Origin of the sequence: Pseudomonas svalbardensis (assembly GCF_030053115.1) — a bacterium.
Taxonomy (GTDB): domain Bacteria; phylum Pseudomonadota; class Gammaproteobacteria; order Pseudomonadales; family Pseudomonadaceae; genus Aquipseudomonas; species Aquipseudomonas svalbardensis.
On the sequence record NZ_CP125619.1, the window covers coordinates 2,926,956 to 2,949,646 of the forward strand.

General features: G+C 59.5%; 20 protein-coding genes. 9 read left to right on the forward strand and 11 right to left on the reverse strand.

Features of this window, described 5'->3' with window-relative positions:
* Positions 1-14 precede the first annotated feature (14 nt).
* On the reverse strand, positions 15-518 hold the full coding sequence (locus QFX16_RS13510) for a VOC family protein (RefSeq protein ID WP_283184311.1): 504 nt from the start codon (positions 516-518) through the stop codon (positions 15-17).
* Between the two features lie 182 nt (positions 519-700).
* Here QFX16_RS13510 and QFX16_RS13515 point away from each other — a divergent pair, with 182 nt between their 5' ends.
* The 6 genes from QFX16_RS13515 (at position 701) to QFX16_RS13540 (ending at position 6,868) form a co-directional block, all read left to right on the forward strand.
* On the forward strand, positions 701-2,059 hold the full coding sequence (locus tag QFX16_RS13515) for an XAC2610-related protein (protein WP_283184312.1): 1,359 nt from the start codon (positions 701-703) through the stop codon (positions 2,057-2,059).
* 160 nt (positions 2,060-2,219) lie between these two features.
* On the forward strand, positions 2,220-2,468 hold the full coding sequence (locus QFX16_RS13520) for a transmembrane sensor/regulator PpyR (RefSeq protein ID WP_283184313.1): 249 nt from the start codon (positions 2,220-2,222) through the stop codon (positions 2,466-2,468).
* A 496-nt stretch (positions 2,469-2,964) separates the two neighbouring features.
* The gene (locus QFX16_RS13525; protein ID WP_054615082.1) at positions 2,965-3,420 is read left to right on the forward strand and encodes a (2Fe-2S)-binding protein; all 456 of its coding nucleotides are present in this window, start codon (positions 2,965-2,967) and stop codon (positions 3,418-3,420) included.
* 25 nt (positions 3,421-3,445) lie between these two features.
* Positions 3,446-5,614, forward strand: coding sequence for a xanthine dehydrogenase family protein molybdopterin-binding subunit (locus QFX16_RS13530; RefSeq protein WP_283184314.1), 2,169 nt, complete (start codon positions 3,446-3,448; stop codon positions 5,612-5,614).
* 1 nt (position 5,615) lies between these two features.
* On the forward strand, positions 5,616-6,194 hold the full coding sequence (locus tag QFX16_RS13535) for a hypothetical protein (RefSeq protein ID WP_283184315.1): 579 nt from the start codon (positions 5,616-5,618) through the stop codon (positions 6,192-6,194).
* Between the two features lie 74 nt (positions 6,195-6,268).
* A complete protein-coding gene (locus QFX16_RS13540; protein ID WP_283184316.1) occupies positions 6,269-6,868 on the forward strand; it encodes a GGDEF domain-containing protein in 600 nt (199 codons plus the stop codon).
* Here QFX16_RS13540 and QFX16_RS13545 read toward each other — a convergent pair.
* Both QFX16_RS13545 and QFX16_RS13550 read right to left on the reverse strand, forming a co-directional pair.
* Complete coding sequence (locus QFX16_RS13545) at positions 6,815-8,092, reverse strand: amidase (protein WP_283184317.1); 1,278 nt, start codon at positions 8,090-8,092, stop codon at positions 6,815-6,817. The two genes, QFX16_RS13540 and QFX16_RS13545, sit on opposite strands and share 54 nt — an antisense overlap.
* On the reverse strand, positions 8,089-8,514 hold the full coding sequence (locus tag QFX16_RS13550) for a VOC family protein (RefSeq protein WP_283184318.1): 426 nt from the start codon (positions 8,512-8,514) through the stop codon (positions 8,089-8,091). The genes QFX16_RS13545 and QFX16_RS13550 overlap by 4 nt, the downstream gene beginning before the upstream one ends.
* A gap of 111 nt (positions 8,515-8,625) precedes the next feature.
* Here QFX16_RS13550 and QFX16_RS13555 point away from each other — a divergent pair, with 111 nt between their 5' ends.
* Both QFX16_RS13555 and QFX16_RS13560 read left to right on the forward strand, forming a co-directional pair.
* Positions 8,626-9,480, forward strand: coding sequence for a LysR family transcriptional regulator (locus tag QFX16_RS13555; protein ID WP_283184319.1), 855 nt, complete (start codon positions 8,626-8,628; stop codon positions 9,478-9,480).
* Positions 9,481-9,599: 119 nt separating this feature from the next.
* The gene (locus tag QFX16_RS13560; protein WP_283182085.1) at positions 9,600-10,931 is read left to right on the forward strand and encodes an IS4 family transposase; all 1,332 of its coding nucleotides are present in this window, start codon (positions 9,600-9,602) and stop codon (positions 10,929-10,931) included.
* Between the two features lie 47 nt (positions 10,932-10,978).
* On the opposite strand, the gene fabI is transcribed toward QFX16_RS13560, so the two are convergent.
* From fabI to gloB, 8 genes are all read right to left on the reverse strand, one after another.
* On the reverse strand, positions 10,979-11,773 hold the full coding sequence (gene fabI / locus QFX16_RS13565) for an enoyl-ACP reductase FabI (RefSeq protein ID WP_008152082.1): 795 nt from the start codon (positions 11,771-11,773) through the stop codon (positions 10,979-10,981).
* 21 nt (positions 11,774-11,794) lie between these two features.
* A complete protein-coding gene (locus tag QFX16_RS13570) occupies positions 11,795-13,405 on the reverse strand; it encodes an ABC transporter ATP-binding protein (RefSeq protein WP_283184320.1) in 1,611 nt (536 codons plus the stop codon).
* A gap of 1 nt (position 13,406) precedes the next feature.
* Positions 13,407-14,426, reverse strand: a complete 1,020-nt coding sequence (locus QFX16_RS13575; RefSeq protein WP_123364351.1) for an ABC transporter permease — start codon at positions 14,424-14,426, stop codon at positions 13,407-13,409.
* Between the two features lies 1 nt (position 14,427).
* Positions 14,428-15,501: a microcin C ABC transporter permease YejB gene (locus tag QFX16_RS13580; protein WP_056741785.1), complete on the reverse strand. Its 1,074-nt coding sequence runs from the start codon at positions 15,499-15,501 to the stop codon at positions 14,428-14,430.
* Positions 15,502-15,505: 4 nt separating this feature from the next.
* On the reverse strand, positions 15,506-17,347 hold the full coding sequence (locus tag QFX16_RS13585; protein ID WP_283184321.1) for an extracellular solute-binding protein: 1,842 nt from the start codon (positions 17,345-17,347) through the stop codon (positions 15,506-15,508).
* Positions 17,344-19,176 (reverse strand): extracellular solute-binding protein, encoded by a 1,833-nt coding sequence (locus QFX16_RS13590; RefSeq protein WP_283184322.1) that lies wholly within the window; start codon positions 19,174-19,176, stop codon positions 17,344-17,346. Before QFX16_RS13590 ends, QFX16_RS13585 begins: the two co-directional genes overlap by 4 nt.
* 297 nt (positions 19,177-19,473) lie before the next feature.
* Positions 19,474-20,916, reverse strand: a complete 1,443-nt coding sequence (locus tag QFX16_RS13595; protein ID WP_283184323.1) for a transglycosylase SLT domain-containing protein — start codon at positions 20,914-20,916, stop codon at positions 19,474-19,476.
* Between the two features lie 99 nt (positions 20,917-21,015).
* Complete coding sequence (gloB, locus tag QFX16_RS13600; RefSeq protein ID WP_283184324.1) at positions 21,016-21,783, reverse strand: hydroxyacylglutathione hydrolase; 768 nt, start codon at positions 21,781-21,783, stop codon at positions 21,016-21,018.
* Between the two features lie 65 nt (positions 21,784-21,848).
* Between gloB and QFX16_RS13605 the strand changes: the two genes are divergently transcribed.
* A complete protein-coding gene (locus QFX16_RS13605; RefSeq protein WP_283184325.1) occupies positions 21,849-22,607 on the forward strand; it encodes a class I SAM-dependent methyltransferase in 759 nt (252 codons plus the stop codon).
* Positions 22,608-22,691 lie beyond the last annotated feature (84 nt).

Consider the following 22,691-nt stretch of genomic DNA (forward strand, 5'->3'; position numbering starts at 1 on the left):
AGCGTCGAAGTGTATTAGCTCTCGCCGTCAAAGGCTCGTTGCAGCGCTGCGATATCGAGTTTTTTCATCTGCAACATCGCCGTCATGGCGCGTTGGGATTTTGCTGTGTCGGGATCTTTAATCATGTCCATCAGGGCCACCGGCACGATCTGCCAGGACACGCCGAATTTGTCCTTGAGCCAGCCGCATTGCTGGGCCTCAACGGGACCGCCCGCGGACAGGCGCCCCCAGAAGTGGTCAACTTCTTCCTGAGTATGGCAATTGACCTGAAATGAAACCGCTTCATTGAACTTGAGTAGGGGACCGCCGTTGAGGCCGGTAAAACTCTGTCCGTCCAGTTCGAAACTGACCGTCATCACCGAACCTTCGGGCCTGGCGTGGATATCCTGACCGGCCTTGCCGTAGTGGGTGGTGGCGCTGATTTTCGAATGATCGAAGATCGCACAATAGAACTTCGCGGCTTCCTCGGCCTGATTGTCGAACCACAGACAGGGCGTGAGTTTTTGAACGCGGTGCATGGTGTAGCTCCTCTACGGATTACTCAGGCTGGACTTTCAGCGTAGTCAGCCTCGGCTCGTCGGGCCGTACCGTAGATCGACAAGTTGAAAGAGTTTCCTTTGTCGATGGCATCAACAATGTCGGCCCGACCCGATAGCCGCTAGACTTGCCGATCTGGTTTGCCGCAAGGACGCTCTGCATCATGGTTGCCCCTCGTTTATTGGCTGTTTCCTGTCTGCTGGTTGCCGCTGCTGTAAGCGCCGAGCCGTTGACGTATCACCTCACGGATCCTGCGCAGAAATACGTCATCGACGTGCTGTTTGCACAGCCGCCCACCCAGACTTTCGACGGCGCCCCTGCGCTGATTACGTTGCGCGAAAGGGCTGGCGGGCAGGTGCTGCAGCGCATCGAGTCAGCCGAAGCGTTCGCCCTGTTCAAGCCAGGCCACAAAGCTTCGGAGTTCGACCGCAACCTGGCGTATGCCGATCAAAGTCTGCTGTTGTTCGGCGATTTCAATTTCGACGGGCAGCAAGATCTTGCCGTACGCAATGGCAATGAAGCGGGCTATGGCGGTCCTTCCTACGACATTTATCTGTTCGATCCCGAGAGTCCGACGCTCGTGTCGAGCACGTCCTTTGCCGCTCTGACCCGTGACGCAAATCTGGGCATGTTCGACATCGATCCGGTCACCAAGCGCCTGCATACCCAGTCCAAAAGCGGTTGCTGTTGGCGCCAGAGCGCGACATGGCAAATACAGGACAACCGTCCTGTGAAGGTGGCCGAGAAAACAGAGGTGGTGCAAAAACCGTCGGAAGCCAACCCGTTTATGCCTTCTGGCTATGTGGACGTGACCGATCGTGAACTGAAGTCCGGCCAATGGACGGAGCGTCGTCGTCTCGAAGGTCCTGTTGGTGAAGTGCCCGTCATGTTGCGCGGCACCCTCGATGACAAGATCCCCGTTGAGCTGTGGTGGCAACGTCAGGGTGATGTCTACGTTGGGGAAGTTCGCTACAGCAAAACCGGCAGCGGTAAACCGATCCGGCTGGTGGGCAATACCTACGAAGATGGCGGTATTGTTCTGCGTGAACTGGACGACGACGGTCAGATGATCGGCAACTGGTTCGTCGAAGGCACGCCGAACGAACAGGGCAGCCAGACCGGCACGTGGATCAACGGCTCTCGTCAATTAAGCATCAATGTGAGGCCGACCGCGTTCAAAGTCGCCGCGCAAAAGCTTGAGCGGGTTACTGACAGTCAGCGAGAAGGGCGCTACCTCGTGAGCAATGTCCAGGACCGGCGTATCGGCGAGTTGACCGTCAAAGTATTACCGGGAATCGACAACGGCCCCGAGATGGCGGACATCAACCTGAGCATTTTTCAGCTCAAGGATCCGCCTGTTGAAGTCCATCATCAGTATCCATTGCTCGCCGGTAACCTTGTCATCGCACTGGACTCCCAGGGAGATCCGCTGTTTCGCCTGCAGTTGCTCAACGGCGCCGCAGAAGTGACCGGTTTTGGTGAGTATCAGAAGTACAGCGCGGCTTACGTGAAACAACCCTGATGTAGTCGTAATGACTTTTTATAGGGTCGATATGACTACTTTCGAAAGTAGTCATATCGACTTGTATAGCTTCAAATATTTGATTTTTATAGATTTTTAATCTGGCACGAGACTTGATACACCCAACGTACAACTGATTCTGATTCAGGAGTACGGAAAAATGTTCGAGTTCTTCAGCAATCCTCAGAACGTTCTGCACCTGTCGAGCCGGGTCCTCGGTGCCGGTCTCGCGCTGCTGGTGGCGGGTATCTACGGCGCTTACCTCTACGACGGTCATTTGTCGATCGTGGTGCTGGTGTCGATGCATGCTATGACCATCATCGGGCCGACCTTGCTCAAAATCGGCTACGTGATGCGTCTTCTGGCGCAGCATCGGCTGGGCAAAGGTCTGGTCGGCGCCGTGGCCTGAAGGCGACGGCCCAGGCTTCCCTTTTCAGCGATCCACCGGGTGGCCAAATCAATAAAGGCCCGAGGTGCGCAACCACCGACTTCTAAGCCCCCACCGCTCTGGGTAGCAGCTGCCGAGCCTGCGAGGCTGCGTTCGGCGACGAAGTCGTCGTGAAGTCAGGCACTGCGGAGCGCCAGGAAAACTGCATGCGCAAGGATTACGACGACTGCGTCGCCGAACGCAGCCTCGCAGGCTCGGCAGCTGCTACACGGAGCGGGTTACTTCAGTCTTTTTTGTGTGACCGGTGGTCGATGAACCTGTCTCGCCCGGCAATTTGCGCTTAGCTGTAGGGATAACCCGAGGTTCCCGAGAGCCCGTCCACCCTGTAGGAGCCGAGCTTGCTCGCGATGGCGTCAGGTCTGGCACACCGCGTTATCGTTCATCGCGAGCAAGCTCGGCTCCTACAAGGGCCTAACGAGAGCCCCTTCAGAACACCGTGAGTCTGAGGACATTCGCTATGCTGACCCTCAACATCAATGGCAAGGACCAGGCGCTGGATGTCCCCGCAGACATGCCGCTCCTATGGGTCCTGCGCGATGTCGCGCACCTGACCGGCACCAAATTCGGTTGCGGCATGGCCCAGTGCGGTGCCTGTACGGTGCACGTCGACGGCGCGCCACTGCGTTCCTGCATCACCCCCGCCACAGCCGTGGCCCACGGGCAAAAAATCCTCACCATCGAAGGCCTTTCCACCGACGGTTCGCACCCGGTACAACAAGCCTGGGCCGAACTCGACGTGGTGCAGTGCGGTTACTGTCAGTCCGGGCAGATCATGTCGGCCGCCGCGTTGCTGGCGAAAATCCCCAAACCCACCGACAGCGACATCGATCAGGCGCTGTCCGGCAACATCTGCCGCTGCGGCACCTACCCAAGGATCCGCGCAGCGGTCAAACGCGCCGCCGAGATCGGTTGATGCCACGTTGACGGGAGTCCGAACAATGAACAGCCTCAATCCTCTGTCACGCCGCGGTTTCCTCAAGGGCAGCGCGGTGCTGGGCGGTGGTCTGGTGGTGGCGTTTGTCATCCCCGGTGCCCATCGCTTTGCCATGGGCGCCGAGAATCAAGGCAATGTTTTCGCGCCCAATGCGTTTTTACGGATCGGCAATGACAACAGCGTCACCATACTGCTCGGCCATTCGGAAATGGGCCAGGGCATCTGGACCGGCCTGACCATGTTGATCGCCGAAGAACTGGACGCCGACTGGTCGAAGATCCGTGTCGAACATGCACCGGCTTCGGCCGCCGAGTATGGCCTGGCCGGGTTTGGCGGGATGCAAATTACCGGTGGTTCGACTTCGACCTGGATGGAGTTCGACCGCTACCGGCAGGCCGGTGCAGCGGCGCGTTTGATGTTGATCGACGCGGCGGCGAAGCGCTTCAACGTTGCTCCCTCCGAAATTCGCACCGAATCGGGTGTGGTGATTGCCGGCGACCAACGCGCCACCTACGGCGAACTGGCGGATGACGCCGGCAAGCTGCCGGTGCCGGACCCAGCGTCGATCAAGCTCAAGGAGTCCAAGGATTGGAAAATCATCGGCAAACCGACCAAGCGCCTGGACACGCCGGAGAAAATCACCGGCCGCGCCAAGTTCGGTATGGACGTGCAATTCGACGGCCTGATGACCGCCATGGTCGCGCGCTCGCCGGTGTTCGGGGGCAGCGTCAAATCCTTCGAAGGCGCCGAAGCGCTGGAGATTCCGGGCGTGCACAAAGTGGTGCAGGTGCCCTCCGGGGTGGCGGTGATTGCCGATCATTACTGGGCGGCGAAGCTGGGGCTCGATGCGTTGAAGGTCGATTGGGATCTGGGGCCGAACACCGGGCTCGACAGTCAGAAGCTGCTGGAAAGCTTCCGCAAACTCGCCGCCACCCCTGGCGCTTCGGCCAGTCAGGCCGGTGATGTCGCGGCAGGTATGGGTAAAGCGTTGAAGACCATCGATGTCGAGTACAGCGTGCCGTACCTGGCCCACGCGCCGATGGAACCGCTCAACTGCACGGTGAAAATCACCCAGGACAAGTGCGAAATCTGGACCGGCACCCAGTTCCAGACGCTGGATCAAATGGTCGCCGGGAAAATCACCGGGCTCAAACCCGAGCAGGTGGAGATTCACACCGAGTTTCTGGGCGGTGGTTTCGGTCGCCGGGCCAATCCGACCTCGGACTTTGTCGCTGAAGCCGTGGAAGTCGCCAAGGCAGCGGGCGCACCGGTGAAAACCGTCTGGTCCCGGGAGGACGACATTCGCGGTGGTTACTACCGCTCCGCGTTCCTCCATCAGGCGCGCATCGGCCTCGATGCCGGCGGCCTGCCGATCGCCTGGAAGCATGTCATGGTCGGGCAGTCGATCATGGCAGGCACGTCATTCGAGGCGACCATGGTCAAGAATGGCATCGACAAGACGTCTGTCGAAGGGGTCGCCGACAGTCCGTACCTTAAGGGGTTGGCGAATCACCAGGTTGATCTGCATTCGCCGCAAACCGGCATTCGTGTGCTCTGGCTGCGTTCGGTGGGGCACACCCACACCGCGTTCGTGATGGAGTCGCTGATCGACGAACTGGCAGAGGCGGCCGGCAAGGATCCGGTCGAGTACCGACGAACCTTGCTCAAGGACCATCCACGGCATCTTGGCGTGCTGAACCTGGCCGTCGAGAAAGCCAACTGGAAGGCGCCACTGCCGGACGGCCATGCGTTGGGTGTCGCGGTGCATGAGTCTTTCGGTAGTTATGTTGCCCAGGTGGCCGAGGTGTCCCAGGACAACCTCGCGATCCGCGTACACCGGGTGGTGTGTGCGGTGGATTGCGGCATTGCGGTCAACCCGATGAGCATCGCAGCGCAAATGGAATCGGCCATCACCTTCGGCCTCGGATTTACCTTGCACAGCAAACTGACCTTCAAGAACGGGCAAGTGGTGCAGTCCAATTACCACGACTATCAAGTGCTGCGGCTCAACGAAATGCCGGTGGTGGAAGTGCATATCGTGCCCAGTAGCGACAAACCCGGCGGCATCGGCGAGGCCGGTGTGCCGCCCACGGCGCCGGCAGTGGCCAACGCGGTGTTCGCCCTGACCGGCCAGCGCTTGCGGGAACTGCCGCTGCAACTGTCGGGGGTGTGAGATGAGACGACATCTGATTCTTGGCGCGGTGGTATTGATCGGCCTGATCGGCTATGCCGAGGACCTGTTTGCTGACGATAAAGAAGCCATCAAGGCGTTCGATACCGTGCAAAAAGTCTTCCAGAGCCCGCGCTGCCAGAACTGCCATATCCCCGGCGATTCGCCGTTGCAATTCGACGCCGGGATTCCTCACGCAATGAACGTCGTACGGGGCATGGACGGCAAGGGCGCGGCGGTTTTGCCCTGCGCTACCTGCCACGCCGAGCGTAATCCGCCGGCCAGTTATGGGGCTCACGCACCGCCGGGGGCGCCGCATTGGAGCCTGCCGCCAGCCGCGCACAAAATGGCCTGGATCGGTCTGCCGGCCGACCAGTTGTGCGCAATGATCAAGGACCGTTCCAGCAACGGTGACCGCGATTTCGCCGCGCTGATCAAGCATGTCAGCGACGACAAATTGGTGCTTTGGGGCTGGAATCCGGGTCAGGGAAGGGCGCCGGTCCCGGTGCCGCACGACATTTTCGTCACCCAGTTCAAACGCTGGGCAGACGCGGGAGGGCCATGTCCGGTCGTGGGGAGTTGACCGGCGGTCCGTTAACAGGGAGTCAAACCGGGTATGGACGACTCTAAGAAATATACCCGTCAATGGAGTGAGTAATGCTGATCCCAGGCAAACCGGTAAAACCAGGCACGTACGCCAACCCGTTGCGCACGCCACTGCAGGAGCGCGAGCTGCTGCGTGACCTGGCCCGCAAGGCCGAGGAGGAGCTGATGGGTGTGCAGATGGCGAGCATGGACGAGTTGACGCTGCTTTCCAATCGACACGGTTTTACAGCGCTGGCCCAACAAGGGCTGGATGTCTGCCAACAGCTGAAAAAGCCAGCAACGCTGCTGCATTTCAATATTGATGACTTCAAACACATCAACTATCTCTATGGTCGCGCCGAGGGCGACAACGCCCTGAAAACCTTCGCTGATGTGCTGCGAATTGCCTTTCGCGAGAGCGATGTGATCGGCCGGTTGGGCAGCGACAAATTCGTCGCGTTACTGACCGGCTCAAGCGTTGTGGAAATACCCGCGATCAGGGCGCGACTCGAAGAAATACTCGAAGAGCGCAATGCCACGGTGCACCGCGGTTATGACATCCGCTTCAGTATCGATCAGATCGAGTTTCATCCTGCGCTCCACCAGACGGCCGAGGGCTTATTGGCCGCGATCAGTGAGCAAATCGGAAGCGACCCGTTCGGCCGCCCGTAGCAACGAACCGTCATTTCTGAAGCGGCCGATCATCTGTAAACCGATAGGCATTGATCCTACAGCGCGAACCAGCGGGATATTCACCTGCGGCCAGCCGAACGCGCCCCAGAACTTGATGAAATCCGATGGCCCGGTGCTTTCCAGACCCACGGGCGCGACCATCCCGCAGCAGGGGCCGAGCATTGCGTCGTAGGGTTGACATCGTTCATTCAGGCGCGGTGCAAGCGCCGCCAACCGGGCCTTGGCAGCGGACTCCTGTTCCCAGGTTGTCGTCGCCGCTCGGTCGAACATTGCCAACGTCGAAGGGCTTAACAGTGCGCGGTGTTCCTGAAACTCCTTCGCCAGAGAACGGGCGCCTTCGCAATCGTTGATTAACAGGTGATCGTCGAATACCCCGGCAAATTCATCTGGCAGTTGCACGTCGTTGACTTGATGGCCGGCGCTGCGCAAGTGGTCCACGGCCTGTTTCAGGGCGTTGGCCACCTCGGGGTCGACCTGATCCCAGCGCGCTGTGCGATAGAAGCCCAATTGCAGAGGACGTGGTTCAACCTCAGGCACTGCAAAACCTGGAATCAACACCTGCGCCACCAAATGCAGATCCCGCACCGAGCGACCGTACCAGCCTACGGTGTCGAAGCTCGGCGCCAGCGGCTTTACGCCTTCCAGCGATACCAGTCCAAACGACGGTTTGAACGCGAACAGACCGCAATAGGACGCCGGTTTCAGCAGTGAACCGGCAGTCTGGGTGCCCAGCGCCACAGCAAAGAAATCCGCTGCCATCCCGGCCGCTGAACCGGCGCTGGAGCTGCCCGGCGTGCGGTCCGGGTCATGCGGGTTGCGGGTCGGGCCGGTGTGCATGTACGCAAATTCAGTGGTGTGGGTCTTGCCCATGATCAGCGCGCCGGCCTGACGGAGCAGGGTCACCACATGGGCATCCCGGGCAGGTTGATGACCGGCATAGATGGGCGAGTTAAATTGCGTCGGATGGTCGGCACTGTCGAAGACATCCTTCACCCCCACCGGGACTCCGGCCAGCAAGCCACGACTGTTGTGCAACGCAGCATCGGTGCGTACTTTTCGGGCATCGAACGAGACGAAGGCCCGGATGTCCGGCTCCAGCGCCTGAATGCGTTCCAGGACCGTTTCGGCGATGACGGCGGCGGTCGTCTCACCCTTGATCACGGACTGACTGAGGGTCGTGGCATCCGGGACGGGGCGGATCATTTGGCGAACAACTGAGTGATGTCCTTGAACGCCTTGAACTCAAGCGCATTGCCGCATGGATCAAAGAGAAACATCGTCGCTTGCTCACCTACCAAGCCCTGAAAGCGAATGCCCGGTTCGATCACGAATCGGGTGTCGAGGGCTTTCAACCGCTCGGCCAGAGCCTCCCATTCGCTCATCCCCAACACCACACCAAAATGCGGCACCGGCACGTCATGACCGTCGACAGCATTGGTGTGCGCCGCTTCTTGAGAGGCGTTTTTCGGCGCCAGGTGAATGACCAACTGATGGCCGAAGAAGTTGAAATCGACCCAATGATCGCTTGAGCGACCTTCCTCCAGGCCGAACACTTCACCATAAAAATTCCGTGCAGCAGTCAGGTCGTAGACCGGGATGGCCAAGTGAAAAGGGGAGAGTTGCATTGGATGTGCCTCGGCTGTATGGATTCAGACTGAGTTTAGTCCTGTGCTTTTTGATTAAAAGACGATAATTTTTGCGTCGAGCTCAAATTATTTCGATCAATCGAGAAGGCCATGCTGCGAGAACTGAAAACCTTCATTGCGGTGACGCGCTACGGCACTTTTGCCGCGGCCGGTATGCACATCGGCTTGACCCAGTCGGCCGTCAGCGCGCAGATTCGCAATCTGGAACAGGCCCTGGGTATTCGTTTGTTCGACCGCACCGGACGTCAGGCGCTGCTCAATGCGGCGGGCCAGCGCGCATTGCCGATGGCCAGGGAAATGCTGGAGACCTTCAGCCGCATGGCGGTCAGCGATGATGTCAGCGAGTATCGCGGCGAGTTGAAAATTGGCGCGGTGGCCACGGCCCAGACCGGACTGCTGCCCCAGGCATTGCTGCGACTGAGGCAACAGGCGCCGTTGCTGGAGCCAAAACTGGTGCCCGGCGTGTCGCTGAACCTGTTGAGCCAGGTGGACACCGGTGAGGTGGATCTGGCGATCCTGATCAAGCCGCCGTTCGAGTTGCCCAAGGAACTGTCAGCGCAGGTCATCCGCAAGGAGCCGTTTGTATTGATCGTGCCAGCGGACCTTGAAGGCGATGAGCCGTTGCAGATCCTCGCGAGCCATCCGCACGTGCGTTACGACCGCAATTCGTTCGGTGGAAGATTGGTGACGCGGTTTTTGCGTGAGCAGCAGATTGATGTGCAGGTGGCTTTGGAACTGGATGAGCTGGAAGCCATCGTGAAGATGGTTGAATGCGGGTTAGGGGTGTCGCTGCTACCCGAGGCGGGGCTCTGGCTTGAGCATGGGGCGAAGGTTCGGATCATTCCGTTGGGGGAGTTGACGTTCTACCGGGAGATTGTGTTGTTGCAGCGTTACAGTCAGCGCACGCAACCGATCCAGCAGCTATTTGCGCAGTGTTTGGCCTGACTTCGCGCCCCATAAAAAACCCGCCTGAAGAGGCTAATGCCGATCAGTTAAGCCCTCTTGCTTGACCTTTGGCCGCAAGAAATCAAAATCCGATGCCTGTACTGGCATCGGATTTTTTTATGCGTCTCGCTCGGGCCCTGGAACTGACCCACAACATCGCCTCCACCCCTAACTCAATCGAGGGATTGGATTCCTTGCTCGATCCATCTTTGGTCGAGCAGGCACTTGAACAGGCCGGCGTGGCGACCCTGCGCAAGCGGCGTTTGCCACTGGAAATGATGCTCTGGTGCGTGATCTCCATGGCCTTCTTTCGCCGCATGTCGGCGTGGGATGTGGTCAGCCGCATGAACATCATGCTGCCGGGCCAACGTCCATTGGTGGCACCCAGCGCTGTGGTTCAAGCCCGTCAGAGATTGGGCTGCGAGGCTGTACGACAAGTCTTCCATCTGACTCAGAAAAGTTGGCATGAGGCCGTGGATCACCCAACTTGGGCAGGCTTGCGTTTGCTGGGGGTCGACGGTGTCGTATGGCGAACGCCCGATACACCCGAAAATCGGGCGCGCTACGATTCCGCCAGCAACCAGCATGGCGACACCGGTTTCCCCCAGGTGCGCATGGTCTGCCAAATGGAGTTGACCAGCCACATGCTGATCGGCAGCGCGTTGGATGGCTATCGCAGCAACGAAATGAAACTGGCGGAGCAACTGATCGAAACCACGCCCGATCACTCGCTGACGCTGTTCGATCGCGGTTTTTACTCCTTGGGTTTGCTGCATCAGTGGCAGCAAGCAGGCATCGAGCGGCATTGGCTGATGCCTCTGCGCAAAGGTGCGCAGTACGAAGTGATTCAGCGCTTGGGGCGCCAGGACGCTGTGGTCTCGTTGAGCACTTCGCCGCAGGCCCGCACGCAATGGCCGGGGCTGCCGGAGCGCCTGACCGCGCGATTGCTGAGCAAAACCGTCAAGGGCAAGGTTTGTCAGATCCTGACGTCGATGGCCGATCCGCTACGCTTCCCGTCCGACGAAATCGTCGACCTGTACAGCCAGCGATGGGAGATCGAATTAGGGTTTCGCGAGATGAAACAGACGCTGCTCAACAGCAGCTATACATTGCGTAGCAAGACGCCCGAGATGATCGAGCAGGAACTGTGGGGTGTGTTGCTGGGCTACAACCTGCTGCGCTACCAGATGGTGGAAATGAGCCGCCACTGTCCAGGTATTTACCCGTGCGAAATGAGCTTTGCCGCGTGTACTTGGGCAATTTTAGGGTTTATCAACAGCGTTTCGGCCGACCGTTCCGGGAACATCCCCAAATATCTGGCCGAGCTGCACGCCTCTGCCCCGCATTATGTTCTGCCGCATCGACGGGAAGAGCGCATTTATCCCCGCGCCATAAGGCTCAAATCACCGAAATATCCGATCAGAAAGAAAAATGCCAGTCAGCTTAACTGACTGGCATTAGCCTCAAGAGGCGGGTTTTTTAGTTGGCTGACCGAAGATTACTCTTCCAGGCTGCCCATGGCCGTGGTGTTGAAGCCACCGTCCACGTACATGATTTCGCCGCTGATGCCGGACGCCAGGTCCGAGCACAGGAAGGCGCCGGCGTTGCCGACTTCGTCGATGGTGACGTTACGACGCAGCGGGGTTTGCGCTTCGTTGGCGGCCAGCATCTTGCGGAAGTTCTTGATGCCGGAAGCAGCGAGGGTGCGGATCGGGCCAGCCGATACGCAGTTGACGCGGGTGCCGTCCGGGCCCAGGGAGCCGGCCAGGTAACGAACGCCAGCTTCCAGGGAAGCCTTGGCCATGCCCATTACGTTGTAGTTCGGCATGGTGCGCTCGGCGCCCAGGTACGACAGGGTCAGCAGGCTGCCGTTGCGGCCTTTCATCATTTCGCGGCCGGCTTTGGCCAGGGCCACGAAGCTGTAGGCGCTGATGTCGTGAGCGATGCGGAAACCTTCACGGGTGGTGGCTTCGGTGAAGTCGCCATCCAGTTGGTCGCCCGGGGCGAAGCCGACGGAGTGCACGATGCAGTCCAGGCCATCCCACTTCTTGCCCAGCTCAACGAAGACCTTGGCGATTTCTTCATCGCTGGCCACGTCGCACGGGAAGCACAGGTCAGGGTTGGAACCCCAGCTTTGTGCGAACTCTTCGACACGACCCTTGAGTTTGTCGTTCTGATAAGTGAAGGCAAGCTCAGCGCCCTCGCGATGCATGGCGGCAGCGATGCCGGATGCGATGGACAGCTTGCTGGCGACACCGACGATCAGTACGCGCTTACCGGCGAGAAAACCCATGTGTTGCTCCTCTCTTTCAGGTTATTGCGCAGTGGCTGGGGCCAGGAAAGCGGCTTCCAGCAACTGCTGTGTATACGGATGTTTGGGGGCCGCAAAAATACTTTGCGCGTCTCCCTGTTCGACCACTTGGCCTTGCTTGACCACCATCAGCTGGTGGCTCAGCGCTTTGACGACAGCCAGGTCATGGCTGATAAACAGATACGTCAGGTTGTACTTGGTTTGCAGTGAACGCAAAAGCTCCACCACTTGGCGCTGCACTGTCCGGTCGAGGGCCGATGTCGGCTCGTCCAGCAGAATCAACGCCGGTTTTAGCACTAATGCCCGGGCAATGGCGATTCTCTGCCGTTGCCCGCCGGAAAATTCGTGGGGGTAGCGGTGCCGGGTTTCCGGGTCCAGACCTACCTCCTTGAGTGCCGCAATAATCGCTTGTTCCTGTTCCGCCTCGGTGCCCATCTTGTGGATCCGCAGGCCTTCGCCGACGATCTGGCTCACGCACATCCGTGGGCTCAGGCTGCCGAACGGGTCTTGAAACACCACCTGCATCTCCCGCCGCAGCGGCCGAACCTGATGCTGCGTCAGGCAGTCTAGCTGCTTGCCTTCAAAACGGATCGCGCCTTTGCTGCCGATCAGTCGCAAAATCGCCAAACCCAGTGTCGACTTGCCCGAACCGCTTTCCCCCACAATCCCCAGGGTCTGGCCCTGAGGCAGGCTGAAATTGATTCCGTCCACCGCTTTGATGTGGCCGACAGTCTTTTTCAGAAAGCCTTTCTTGATCGGGAACCAGACTTTCAGGTCCTCGACCTGCAGCAACGGCGGGCCAATTACATTGGTCGCCGGCTTGCCGCTGGGCTCCGCTGCCAGCAGTTCCCGAGTGTACGGATGCTGCGGTGCGCGGAACAACTCTTCGCACGATGCCTGTTCGACGATGCAACCGCGCTGCATGACACATACGCGATGCGCAATTCTTCGTACAAGATTCAAATCGTGACTGATCAGTAGCAGCGACATGCCCAACCGGGCCTGTAATTCCTTGAGCAATTCGAGGATTTTCAGCTGAACGGTCACGTCCAGCGCGGTGGTCGGCTCGTCGGCGATCAGCAGTTCCGGCTCGTTGGCCAGGGCCATGGCAATCATCACCCGCTGCCGTTGGCCGCCAGACAATTCGTGGGGCAGGGCCTTGAGGCGCTTCTCGGGCTCCGGGATGCCGACCATTTCCAGCAGCTCCAGGGTGCGCTTGGTCGCGACTTTGCCGATCAGGCCTTTGTGAACGCCCAACACCTCGTTGATCTGCTTCTCGATCGAGTGCAGCGGATTGAGCGAGGTCATCGGCTCCTGGAAGATCATCGCGATCCGGTTGCCGCGGATGTGGCGGATGGTTTTCTCTTTCAGGCTCAGGAGGTTTTGCCCGGAGTACTCGATGGTCCCGGACGGATGCCGGGCGAGCGGGTAGGGCAGCAGCCGCAGGATCGAGTGCGCCGTCACCGATTTACCGGAGCCACTTTCGCCCACCAGTGCCAGGGTTTCGCCGCGTTTGATATCGAAGCTCACGCCTTCGACTACCCGCTGAACGCGCTCGCCGACGACAAATTCGACGGCCAGGTCGCGCACTTCGATCAGATTGTCCTGATTCATTTCACTTCCTCGGGTCGAAGGCATCGCGAGCAGACTCGCCGATGAACACCAGCAAACTCAACATTAACGCCAGCACGGCAAACGCGCTCATGCCGAGCCACGGCGCTTGCAGGTTGGATTTGCCCTGGGCCACCAGTTCACCGAGGGACGGCGCGCCCGGCGGCAAACCGAAGCCGAGGAAATCCAGCGCGGTCAGGGTGCCGATGGCGCCGGTCAGGATGAACGGCATGAAGGTCATCGTCGAGACCATGGCGTTGGGCAGGATGTGTCGGAACATGATCGCACCGTTTTGCATCCCCAACGCCCGCGCGGCGCGCACGTATTCCAGATTACGCCCTCGCAGGAATTCGGCGCGGACCACGTCCACCAGGCTCATCCACGAGAACAGCAGCATGATCCCCAGCAGCCACCAGAAGTTCGGCTGGACGAAACTGGCGAGAATGATCAGCAGGTACAGCACCGGCAGCCCGGACCAGATCTCCAGAAAGCGCTGCCCGGCCAAATCCACCCAGCCGCCGTAGAAACCCTGCAAGGCCCCGGCAATCACGCCGATGATCGAGCTGAGAATGGTCAGTGTCAGGGCAAACAACACCGAAATCCGGAAGCCGTAAATCACCCGGGCCAACACATCGCGGCCCTGATCATCAGTGCCTAGCAGGTTGTCGGTGGAGGGCGGCGCCGGAGCCGGGACTTTCAGGTCGTAGTTAATGCTTTGGTAACTGTAGGGAATCGGCGCCCACAGCACCCAGGCGTCTTTGGCCTTGAGCAATTCGCGGATGTACGGGCTCTTGTAGTTGGCTTCCAGCGGAAATTCGCCGCCGAAGGTGGTTTCCGGGTAACGCTTGAGCGCAGGGAAGTACCAGCCGTTGTCGTAGTGCACCACCAAGGGTTTGTCGTTGGCAATCAGCTCGGCGCCGAGGCTCAGCCCAAACAGCAGCAGAAACAGCCACAGCGACCACCAGCCACGCTTGTTGGCCTTGAACAGTTCGAAGCGTCGGCGATTGAGAGGGGACAGGTTCATCTCAATGCTCCCGGCTTTCGAAGTCGATACGCGGATCGACAAAGGTGTACGTGAGGTCACCGATGAGTTTCACCACCAATCCCAACAGGGTGAAGATGAACAGCGTGCCAAAGACCACCGGGTAATCACGGTTGATCGCGGCCTCAAAACTCATCAGCCCGAGACCGTCGAGGGAGAAGATCACTTCCACCAGCAACGAGCCGGTGAAGAAGATGCCGATAAACGCCGACGGGAACCCGGCGATCACCAGCAGCATGGCGTTGCGGAACACATGGCCGTAGAGCACGCGGTGATTGGTCAGGCCCTTGGCCTTGGCGGTGACCACGTATTGTTTGTTGATTTCGTCGAGAAAGCTGTTCTTGGTCAGCAGGGTCATGGTCGCGAAGTTGCCGATTACCAGCGCCGTCACCGGTAATGCCAGGTGCCAGAAGTAATCGAGAACCTTACCGCCCATGCTCAACTCATCGAAGTTGTTGGAGGTCAGCCCTCTGAGCGGGAACCAGTCGAAATAGCTGCCGCCGGCGAACACCACGATCAGCAGGATGGCGAACAGGAACGCCGGTATCGCGTAACCGACGATGATCGCCGAACTGGTCCAGACGTCGAAGTGGCTGCCGTGTCGCGTCGCCTTGGCGATCCCCAGCGGGATCGACACCAGGTACATGATCAGCGTGCTCCACAGCCCGAGGGAGATCGACACCGGCATCTTTTCCTTGATCAGGTCGATGACCTTGGCGTCGCGGAAAAAGCTATCGCCGAAATCCAGCGTGGCGTAGTTCTTGATCATGATCCACAAGCGTTCCGGCGCCGATTTGTCGAAGCCGTACATGTGCTCGATTTCCTTGACCAGCGCCGGGTCCAGGCCCTGGGCGCCGCGATAAGCGGAACCCGCCACCGAGACTTCGGCACCGCCGCCGGCGATGCGGCTGGTGGCGCCTTCGAAGCCTTCGAGCTTGGCGATCATCTGCTCCACCGGCCCGCCGGGGGCGGCCTGGATGATCACAAAGTTGATCAGCAAAATGCCGAGCAAGGTCGGGATGATCAGCAGCAGTCGCCGAAAAATATACGCCAGCATCTAATTACTCCGTGCCCGCAGGGTCGGCTTGCAGTTTGGTTTCGACTTCTACCGCAGGTTTGGCATCGGGCTTGACCCACCAGGTGTTAATGCCGATGTCGTACTTGGGGGAGATTTTCGGATGACCGATGTGGTTCCAGTACGCCACGCGCCAGGTTTTGATGTGCCAGTTGGGGATCACGTAATAACCCCATTGCAGCACGCGGTCCAGCGCGCGTGCATGGGCCACCAGGCTTTTGCGTGAATCGGCGTTGATCAGTTGCTCGACCAATTGGTCCACCACCGGGTCTTTCAGGCCCATGGAATTGCGGCTGCCGGGTTTGTCGGCGGCGTCAGACATCCAGAATTCACGCTGTTCATTGCCCGGTGAATTGGACTGCGGGAAGCTGCCGACAATCATGTCGAAGTCCCGTGAACGCACGCGGTTGATGTACTGCGAGACGTCGACCCGGCGGATCACCAGGTCAATCCCCAAGTCGCTCATGTTGCGCTTGAACGGCAGCAGCACCCGCTCGAATTCGGTCTGGGCCAATAGAAACTCGATGGTCACCGGTTTGCCATTGGCGTCGACCATCTTGTCATCGACGATCCGCCAGCCCGCCTCTTGCAGCAGTTGATAGGCTTTGCGCTGCTGGGTGCGGATCATCCCGCTGGCGTCGGTCACCGGGTTCTGGAACGCCTCGCTGAACACCTGCTCGGGAATCTTGCCGCGGAACGGGTCGAGGATCGCCAGTTGATCGGCGTCCGGCAGGCCGCTGGCAGCCATTTCCGAGTTCTCGAAGTAACTGCGGGTGCGCACGTAGGCGCCGTTGAACAGTTGCTTGTTGGTCCATTCGAAATCCAGCAACAGGGTCAAGGCCTGGCGCACGCGCACATCCTGGAACACCGGGCGGCGCAGGTTGAATACAAAGCCTTGCATGCCAGTGGGGTTGCCGTTCGGGATCTGCTCCTTGATCAACCGGCCCTCGGTGACGGCCGGAATGTTGTAGGCGTTGGCCCAGTTCTTGGCTGCCATTTCGAGCCAGTAATCGAACTGCCCGGCCTTGAGTGCTTCCAAGGCCACGGTGTTGTCGCGGTAGTAGTCGGTGGTCATCACGTCGAAGTTGTAGAACCCGCGGTTGGCCGGCAGGTCCTTGGCCCAGTAATCCTTGACCCGCTCATAACGCACCGAGCGCCCGGCCTTGACTTCGCTGACCTTGTACGGACCGCTGCCCAACGGTATTTCCAGGTTGCCCTTGTTGAAATCGCGAGTCGCCCACCAATGCTTGGGCAACACCGGCAACTGGCCGAGGATCAGTGGCAGTTCACGGTTGTTGTTGTGTTTGAACTTGAACAGCACCGTCAGCGGACCTTCAGCGACCACTTCCTCGACATCGCTGTAGTAACCGCGGAACAGCGGCGCGCCGTCCTTGATCAGGGTCTGGAAGCTGAACACCACGTCCTCGGCGCGCATCGGATGCCCGTCGTGGAAGCGCGCTTCGGGGCGCAGGTAGAAACGCACCCAACTGTTGTCCGGGGCTTTTTCGATCTTGCCGGCGACCAGGCCGTACTCGGTGAACGGTTCATCCAGGCCCTGTTTGGCCAGGGTGTCGTAGATCATGCTGATGTCGTCGGCCGCGACACCCTTGTTGATGAAGGGGTTGAGGCTGTCAAAGCCACCGAACCCGGCCTGGCGGAAGATCCCGCCCTTGGGCGCGTCGGGGTTCACGTAATCGAAATGTTTGAAATCGGCCGGGTATTTCGGCGGCTCGTTGTACAGGGTCAGGGCATGTTGCGGGGCGGCATAGGCCAGCCCGGCGAACAACAGACCGCTGGCCTGCAAGAGCAGGGCACGTACAGGTTTCATCGATCTTTCTCCGAAGATTTCAGCCACCACGCGCTCAGACCCAGGGTGTAGGGCGGCGTGGTGACGAAGGCGAACCGGTTGCGGTAGGCCAGGCGGTGATAATTGAGATACCAGTTGGGAATGATGTAGTGCTGCCACAGCAGCACCCGGTCCAGGGCCTTGCCGGCGGCGACCTGTTCATCGCGGGTTTGGGCGGCGAGCAATTGTTCGAGTAAATGGTCGACCACCGGATTGGCGATGCCGGCGTAGTTTTTGCTGCCCTTGACCCCGACCTGGCTGGAATGGAAGTACTGCCATTGTTCCAGCCCCGGACTGAGCGTCTGGTTGAGGGTCATCAGGATCATGTCGAAATCGAACTGATCGAGGCGTTGCTTGTACTGGGCGCGATCGACTGTGCGCAGCCGCGCATCGATGCCGATGCTGGCGAGGTTCTCGACGTAAGGCTGAAGGATGCGTTCCAGGTTCGGGTTGACCAGCAGGATCTCCAAACGCAACGGTTGGCCGATGGTGTTCTGTAGCCGTTGACCGTTGAGCTTCCAGCCGGCCTCGGCAAGCAGGCCCAGGGCCTTGCGCATGGTTTCCCGGGGGATGCCGCGCCCTTGGGTCTGCGGCAGGCTGAACGGCTCGGTGAAGAGCTTGGCGGGCAAGTGCTCGCGATACGGCGTGAGCATCAGCCATTCGTGGCCGACCGGAAGGCCCGTCGCGGAGAACTCGCTGTTGGGGTAGTAGCTCATGGCGCGTTTATAGGCGCCGCTGAACAGCGTGCGGTTGGTCCACTCGAAGTCGAACATCAGTCCCAGCGCTTCACGGACCTTGGTCTCGGAGAAGGTCGGGCGTCGGGAGTTCATGAACAGACCCTGGCTCTGGGTCGGGATCTGATGCGGGATTTGCGCCTTGATGACGTCGCCGCGTCGCACTGCCGGGAAGCTGTAGCCGTTTTCCCAGTTCTTCGCCTGATGCTCGATATAGATGTCGAATTCGCCGGCCTTGAAGGCTTCGAACGCGACGTCGCTGTCGCGGTAGAACTCGACTTCCATGCGGTCGAAGTTGTATTTGCCGCGATTGACCGGCAGGTCTTTGCCCCAGTAATCCTTGGCCCGTTCGAAAACGATCTGCCGTCCAGGCTCTACCGACGTGATGCGATACGGTCCGCTGCCCAGTGGCGGTTCGAAGGTGGTGGCCTTGAAGTCACGACCTTTCCAGTAATGCTGGGGCAGCACCGGCAATTCGCTCAGGCGCAGGATCAGCAACGGATTGCCGGCGCGCTTGAAGACGAAACGAATGCGCTGCGGATTGAGGATGTCGACCCGCGACACTTCCTGAAGGTTGGTGCGGTATTGCGGGTGGCCTTCCTTGAGCAGTAAGCGGTAGGAGAACGCCACGTCATAGGCGGTAATCGGTGTGCCATCGTGGAAACGCGCTTCGGGGCGCAGATTGAACACCACCCAGCTGCGGTCTTCGCTGTATTCCACCGATTGTGCGATCAGGCCATAGCTGGAGGTTGGCTCATCGCCGGACGGCGCGTACTGGCCGGTGCCGACCATCAGCGGTTCATTGAGCTCGTTGATGCCGTATTGCAGGAAATTCGGCGTGGAAACCGGACTTGAACCCTTGAATGTGTAGGGGTTGAGCGTATCGAAGGTGCCAAACGCCATCACCCGCAACGTACCGCCCTTGGGCGCTTGCGGGTTGACCCAGTCGAAATGGGTAAATCTGGCCGGGTACTTGAGCGTGCCGAACTGCGCATAACCATGGCTTTCGCTGATCGTCGCGCTTGCGGGAGAGCTCAAGGCCAGGCTGATCAGGAGCAGGAGGAGGGGACGCTTCAAGTCAGGGATCCGATCCAGGCGGCTTGGGCTTTGTGGCCCGTACAGTAACAGCTTGTATCGACAGGAAAAAGACGGGGCTTAATGCGGCGTTAATTGCGCAAGCACACCCCTGTAGCAGCTGGCGAAGCCTGCGTTCGACTGCGAAGCGGTTGCAAAACCTGAGTTCGCGGTCTTCCTGAAACACCGAACCGTCTGAATTAACGACTGCTTCGCAGCCGAACGCAGGCTTCGCCAGCTGCTACAAGGGGTTGGTTAAACCCTTGGCCAAAAAAAAGCCCCTGAAATCAGGGGCTCCTTTTAGCGTGGGGAAGCCACCGTCAGCATCTGGCCAGGCTTCAGCGCTTGGCCAACACGTGGGTTCCAGCGCTTGAGGTGCTGCATTTCAACGTTGAAACGCTTGGCTACCATGTACAGCGAATCGCCTTGCTTGACCTTGTATTTGGTCTGCGGCTTCTGTTTGTCAGCTTTGCTGTTCGCGGCTACGACAGTGTTGACGCGTCCGGAAGAGCGCTTGGTGGTGTCCTGCATGACCAGTGTCTGGCCAACCTTGAGGTTTTTGCCGGTCAGCTTGTTCCAGCGCTGCAGGTCCTTGATGTCGACCTTGTTGGCCTTGGCGATGGTACCGAGGTTGTCGCCGCGTTTAACGCGGTAAGCGCGTTTGAGACTGGCGAGTTCGGAGTCGTCTGAGCCTTCGAACACCGGCTTGAGCGGCTTCTTGCTGATCAACTCTTCAGGACGCATGGTCGACAGGCTGGCGGTCAGCAGTTGCGCCTTGGACGTTGGCACCAGCAAATGCTGGGGGCCATCGATGGTGGTGCGCTGCTTGAAGGCCGGGTTGAGCTGGAACAGTTCGTCTTCGTCGATGTTAGCCACCGCGGCGACCTTGGACAGGTCCATGCGCTGGTTGATTTCGACGACCTGGAAGTACGGTTCGTTGGCGATCGGGTTCAGGTTTACGCCGTAGGCTTCAGGTGCCAGCACCACTTGCGACAGGGCCAGCAGCTTTGGCACGTAGGCCTGGGTTTCGGCCGGCAGCGGCAGGTTCCAGTAATCGGTCGGCAAGCCGAGCTTTTCGTTGCGCTCGATGGCCCGGCTGACCGTGCCTTCGCCGGCGTTGTACGCCGCCAGGGCCAGCAGCCAGTCGCCGTTGAACATGTCGTGCAGGCGGGTCAGGTAATCCATGGCCGCGGTGGTCGAGGCGGTGATATCGCGCCGGCCATCATAGAAACGGGTTTGACGCAGGTTGAAGTAACGCCCGGTGGAAGGGATGAATTGCCACAAGCCAACCGCGTTGGCCCGGGAATAGGCCATCGGGTTGTAGGCGCTTTCAATCACCGGCAACAGCGCCAGTTCCAGCGGCATGTTGCGCTCTTCAAGGCGTTCGACGATGTAATGAATGTAGAGGCTGCCGCGTTCGCCGGCGTTTTCGAGGAAGGACGGGTTGCTGGCGAACCACAGGCGCTGTTGCTCGATGCGCGGGTTGACGCCCAGGCTGTCCTGCAACTGGAAGCCCTGGCGCATGCGCTCCCAGACATCTTGTGGAACTTGTGGAGTCGGTTTTTCGCTGAGCCAGATAGGCTTCTGCTTGGCTCGGGCGGCGATATTCGGAGTGTGTGTCGCTTCGGTCTGCGGCACATGGCTTGAGCAGCCCGCCAATGTGGCGGACACAGCCACCGCAATGGCTTGAGCCAGGCGGGTCAATGCGTCTGAATTGATGGCTTTACGAATAGATGACGACATTGGCTGGAAGTAAGTTCCGGGCAAAAATGTCGGGCGATTCTAGAAAGCGTACCCCCTGCGGTCAACCATTCAGAATTTTTGTACCATCAGGCAAGCTACTTAGAACTTATCTTTCCAAGCACGCAGAGCAGCAAAAACCGCACTAGGAGCCCGGTTTTCGGTTCCATTCCGTTCGTCCACTTTTTCTTTAACAGATGTTTCGTCGACACGCAAAAACGGGTTGGTAAGCTTTTCAAGCGCCAGAGTAGAGGGCAGCGTCATGATTCCTGCTTCACGTTGTGCGGTGACTTTTTCCAGACGTGCGGCGGTGTCTGGATTGCCTGGTTCGACCGCTGCGGCAAACTTCAGGTTGCTCAGGGTGTATTCGTGAGTGCAGTAGACCAGCGTATCTTCAGGCAGGGCGGCGAGGCGGGTCAGTGAGTTATGCATTTGCTCCGGCGTTCCTTCGAACAAGCGCCCGCAACCCGCGGCGAACAGGGTGTCACCGCAGAACAGCAAACCATGATGGTAATAGGCGATATGCCCCAAGGTGTGGCCGGGGACGGCAATGACATCGAAGTCCCAGCCCAGCACGCTGACGCGGTCGTTGTTCTTGAGGGCCACGTCCCGGAGCGGGATGGTTTCGCTGGCCGGACCGTAGACTGTCGCGTTTGTCGCTTTTTTCAGCTGCTCGACGCCGCCGACGTGGTCATGATGATGGTGAGTGATCAAAATATCACTCAACACCCAACCCGGATGCGCGGCGAGCCAGGCCTGCACCGGCGCGGCATCGCCCGGATCAACCACTGCGCAGCGCTGGGTGCGGTGGTCTTGTAATAACCAGATGTAGTTGTCGGTGAAGGCGGGCAGGGCACTGATCTGTATCATCGTCGGATTCGCCAAGCGGAAAACAATGGCGCATCTTAGAACTTCCTGGCGCGTTGGAGAATGCAATGACCGATAAAGCGTTCGCTCAGGCTGATCCTGAGTGGCTGAAATTGATCAGCGCGGCCCGAGAATGGCTGTCTGGCCCCATCGGGCAATTTCTGCTGGATGAAGAACGTCGCATGCTCGAAGACGAGTTGGGACGGTTCTTCGGTGGCTACCTGGTGCATTACGGCCCGTCGGCCCAAACGCCGCCGTCGGCGCCGCAAGTCCAGCGCAATGTGCGGCTCGGCGCGCCGTTGCCGGGCGTCGAGATCGTCTGCGAGGAGCAGGCGTGGCCTTTGAGCGAGCATGCCGCCGATGTGGTGGTGTTGCAGCATGGGCTGGATTTCTGCCTGTCGCCCCACGGTTTGCTGCGTGAAGCGGCGAGCAGCGTGCGGCCCGGCGGGCATTTGGTGATCGTCGGCATAAACCCCTGGAGCACCTGGGGCTTGCGCCACGTTTTTGCTCACGACGCCTTGCGCAAGGCTCGCTGCATCTCCCCGTCGCGAGTCGGTGACTGGCTGAACCTGCTGGGCTTCGCGCTGGAGAAACGCCGCTTCGGGTGCTATCGTCCGCCGCTTGCGTCACCCGCCTGGCAGGCTCGCCTGGCCGGTTGGGAGCGCAAGGCCGGTGACTGGCAACTGTCGGGTGGCGGCTTCTATCTATTGGTTGCGCGCAAGATCGTGGTGGGCCTGCGGCCCGTCCGTCAGGAGCGGCGCGAACCGATGGGCAAGCTGATTCCATTGCCGATGGCCAAGGTCAATCGTCGCCGCATCGATCCGTAATACACTTTTCATTTTCCCGGTCGGGCTTGCCCCGGCCTCGGGCATCGTCGATCACCGATCGGCGAGCCACCGCATTTTCTGGAT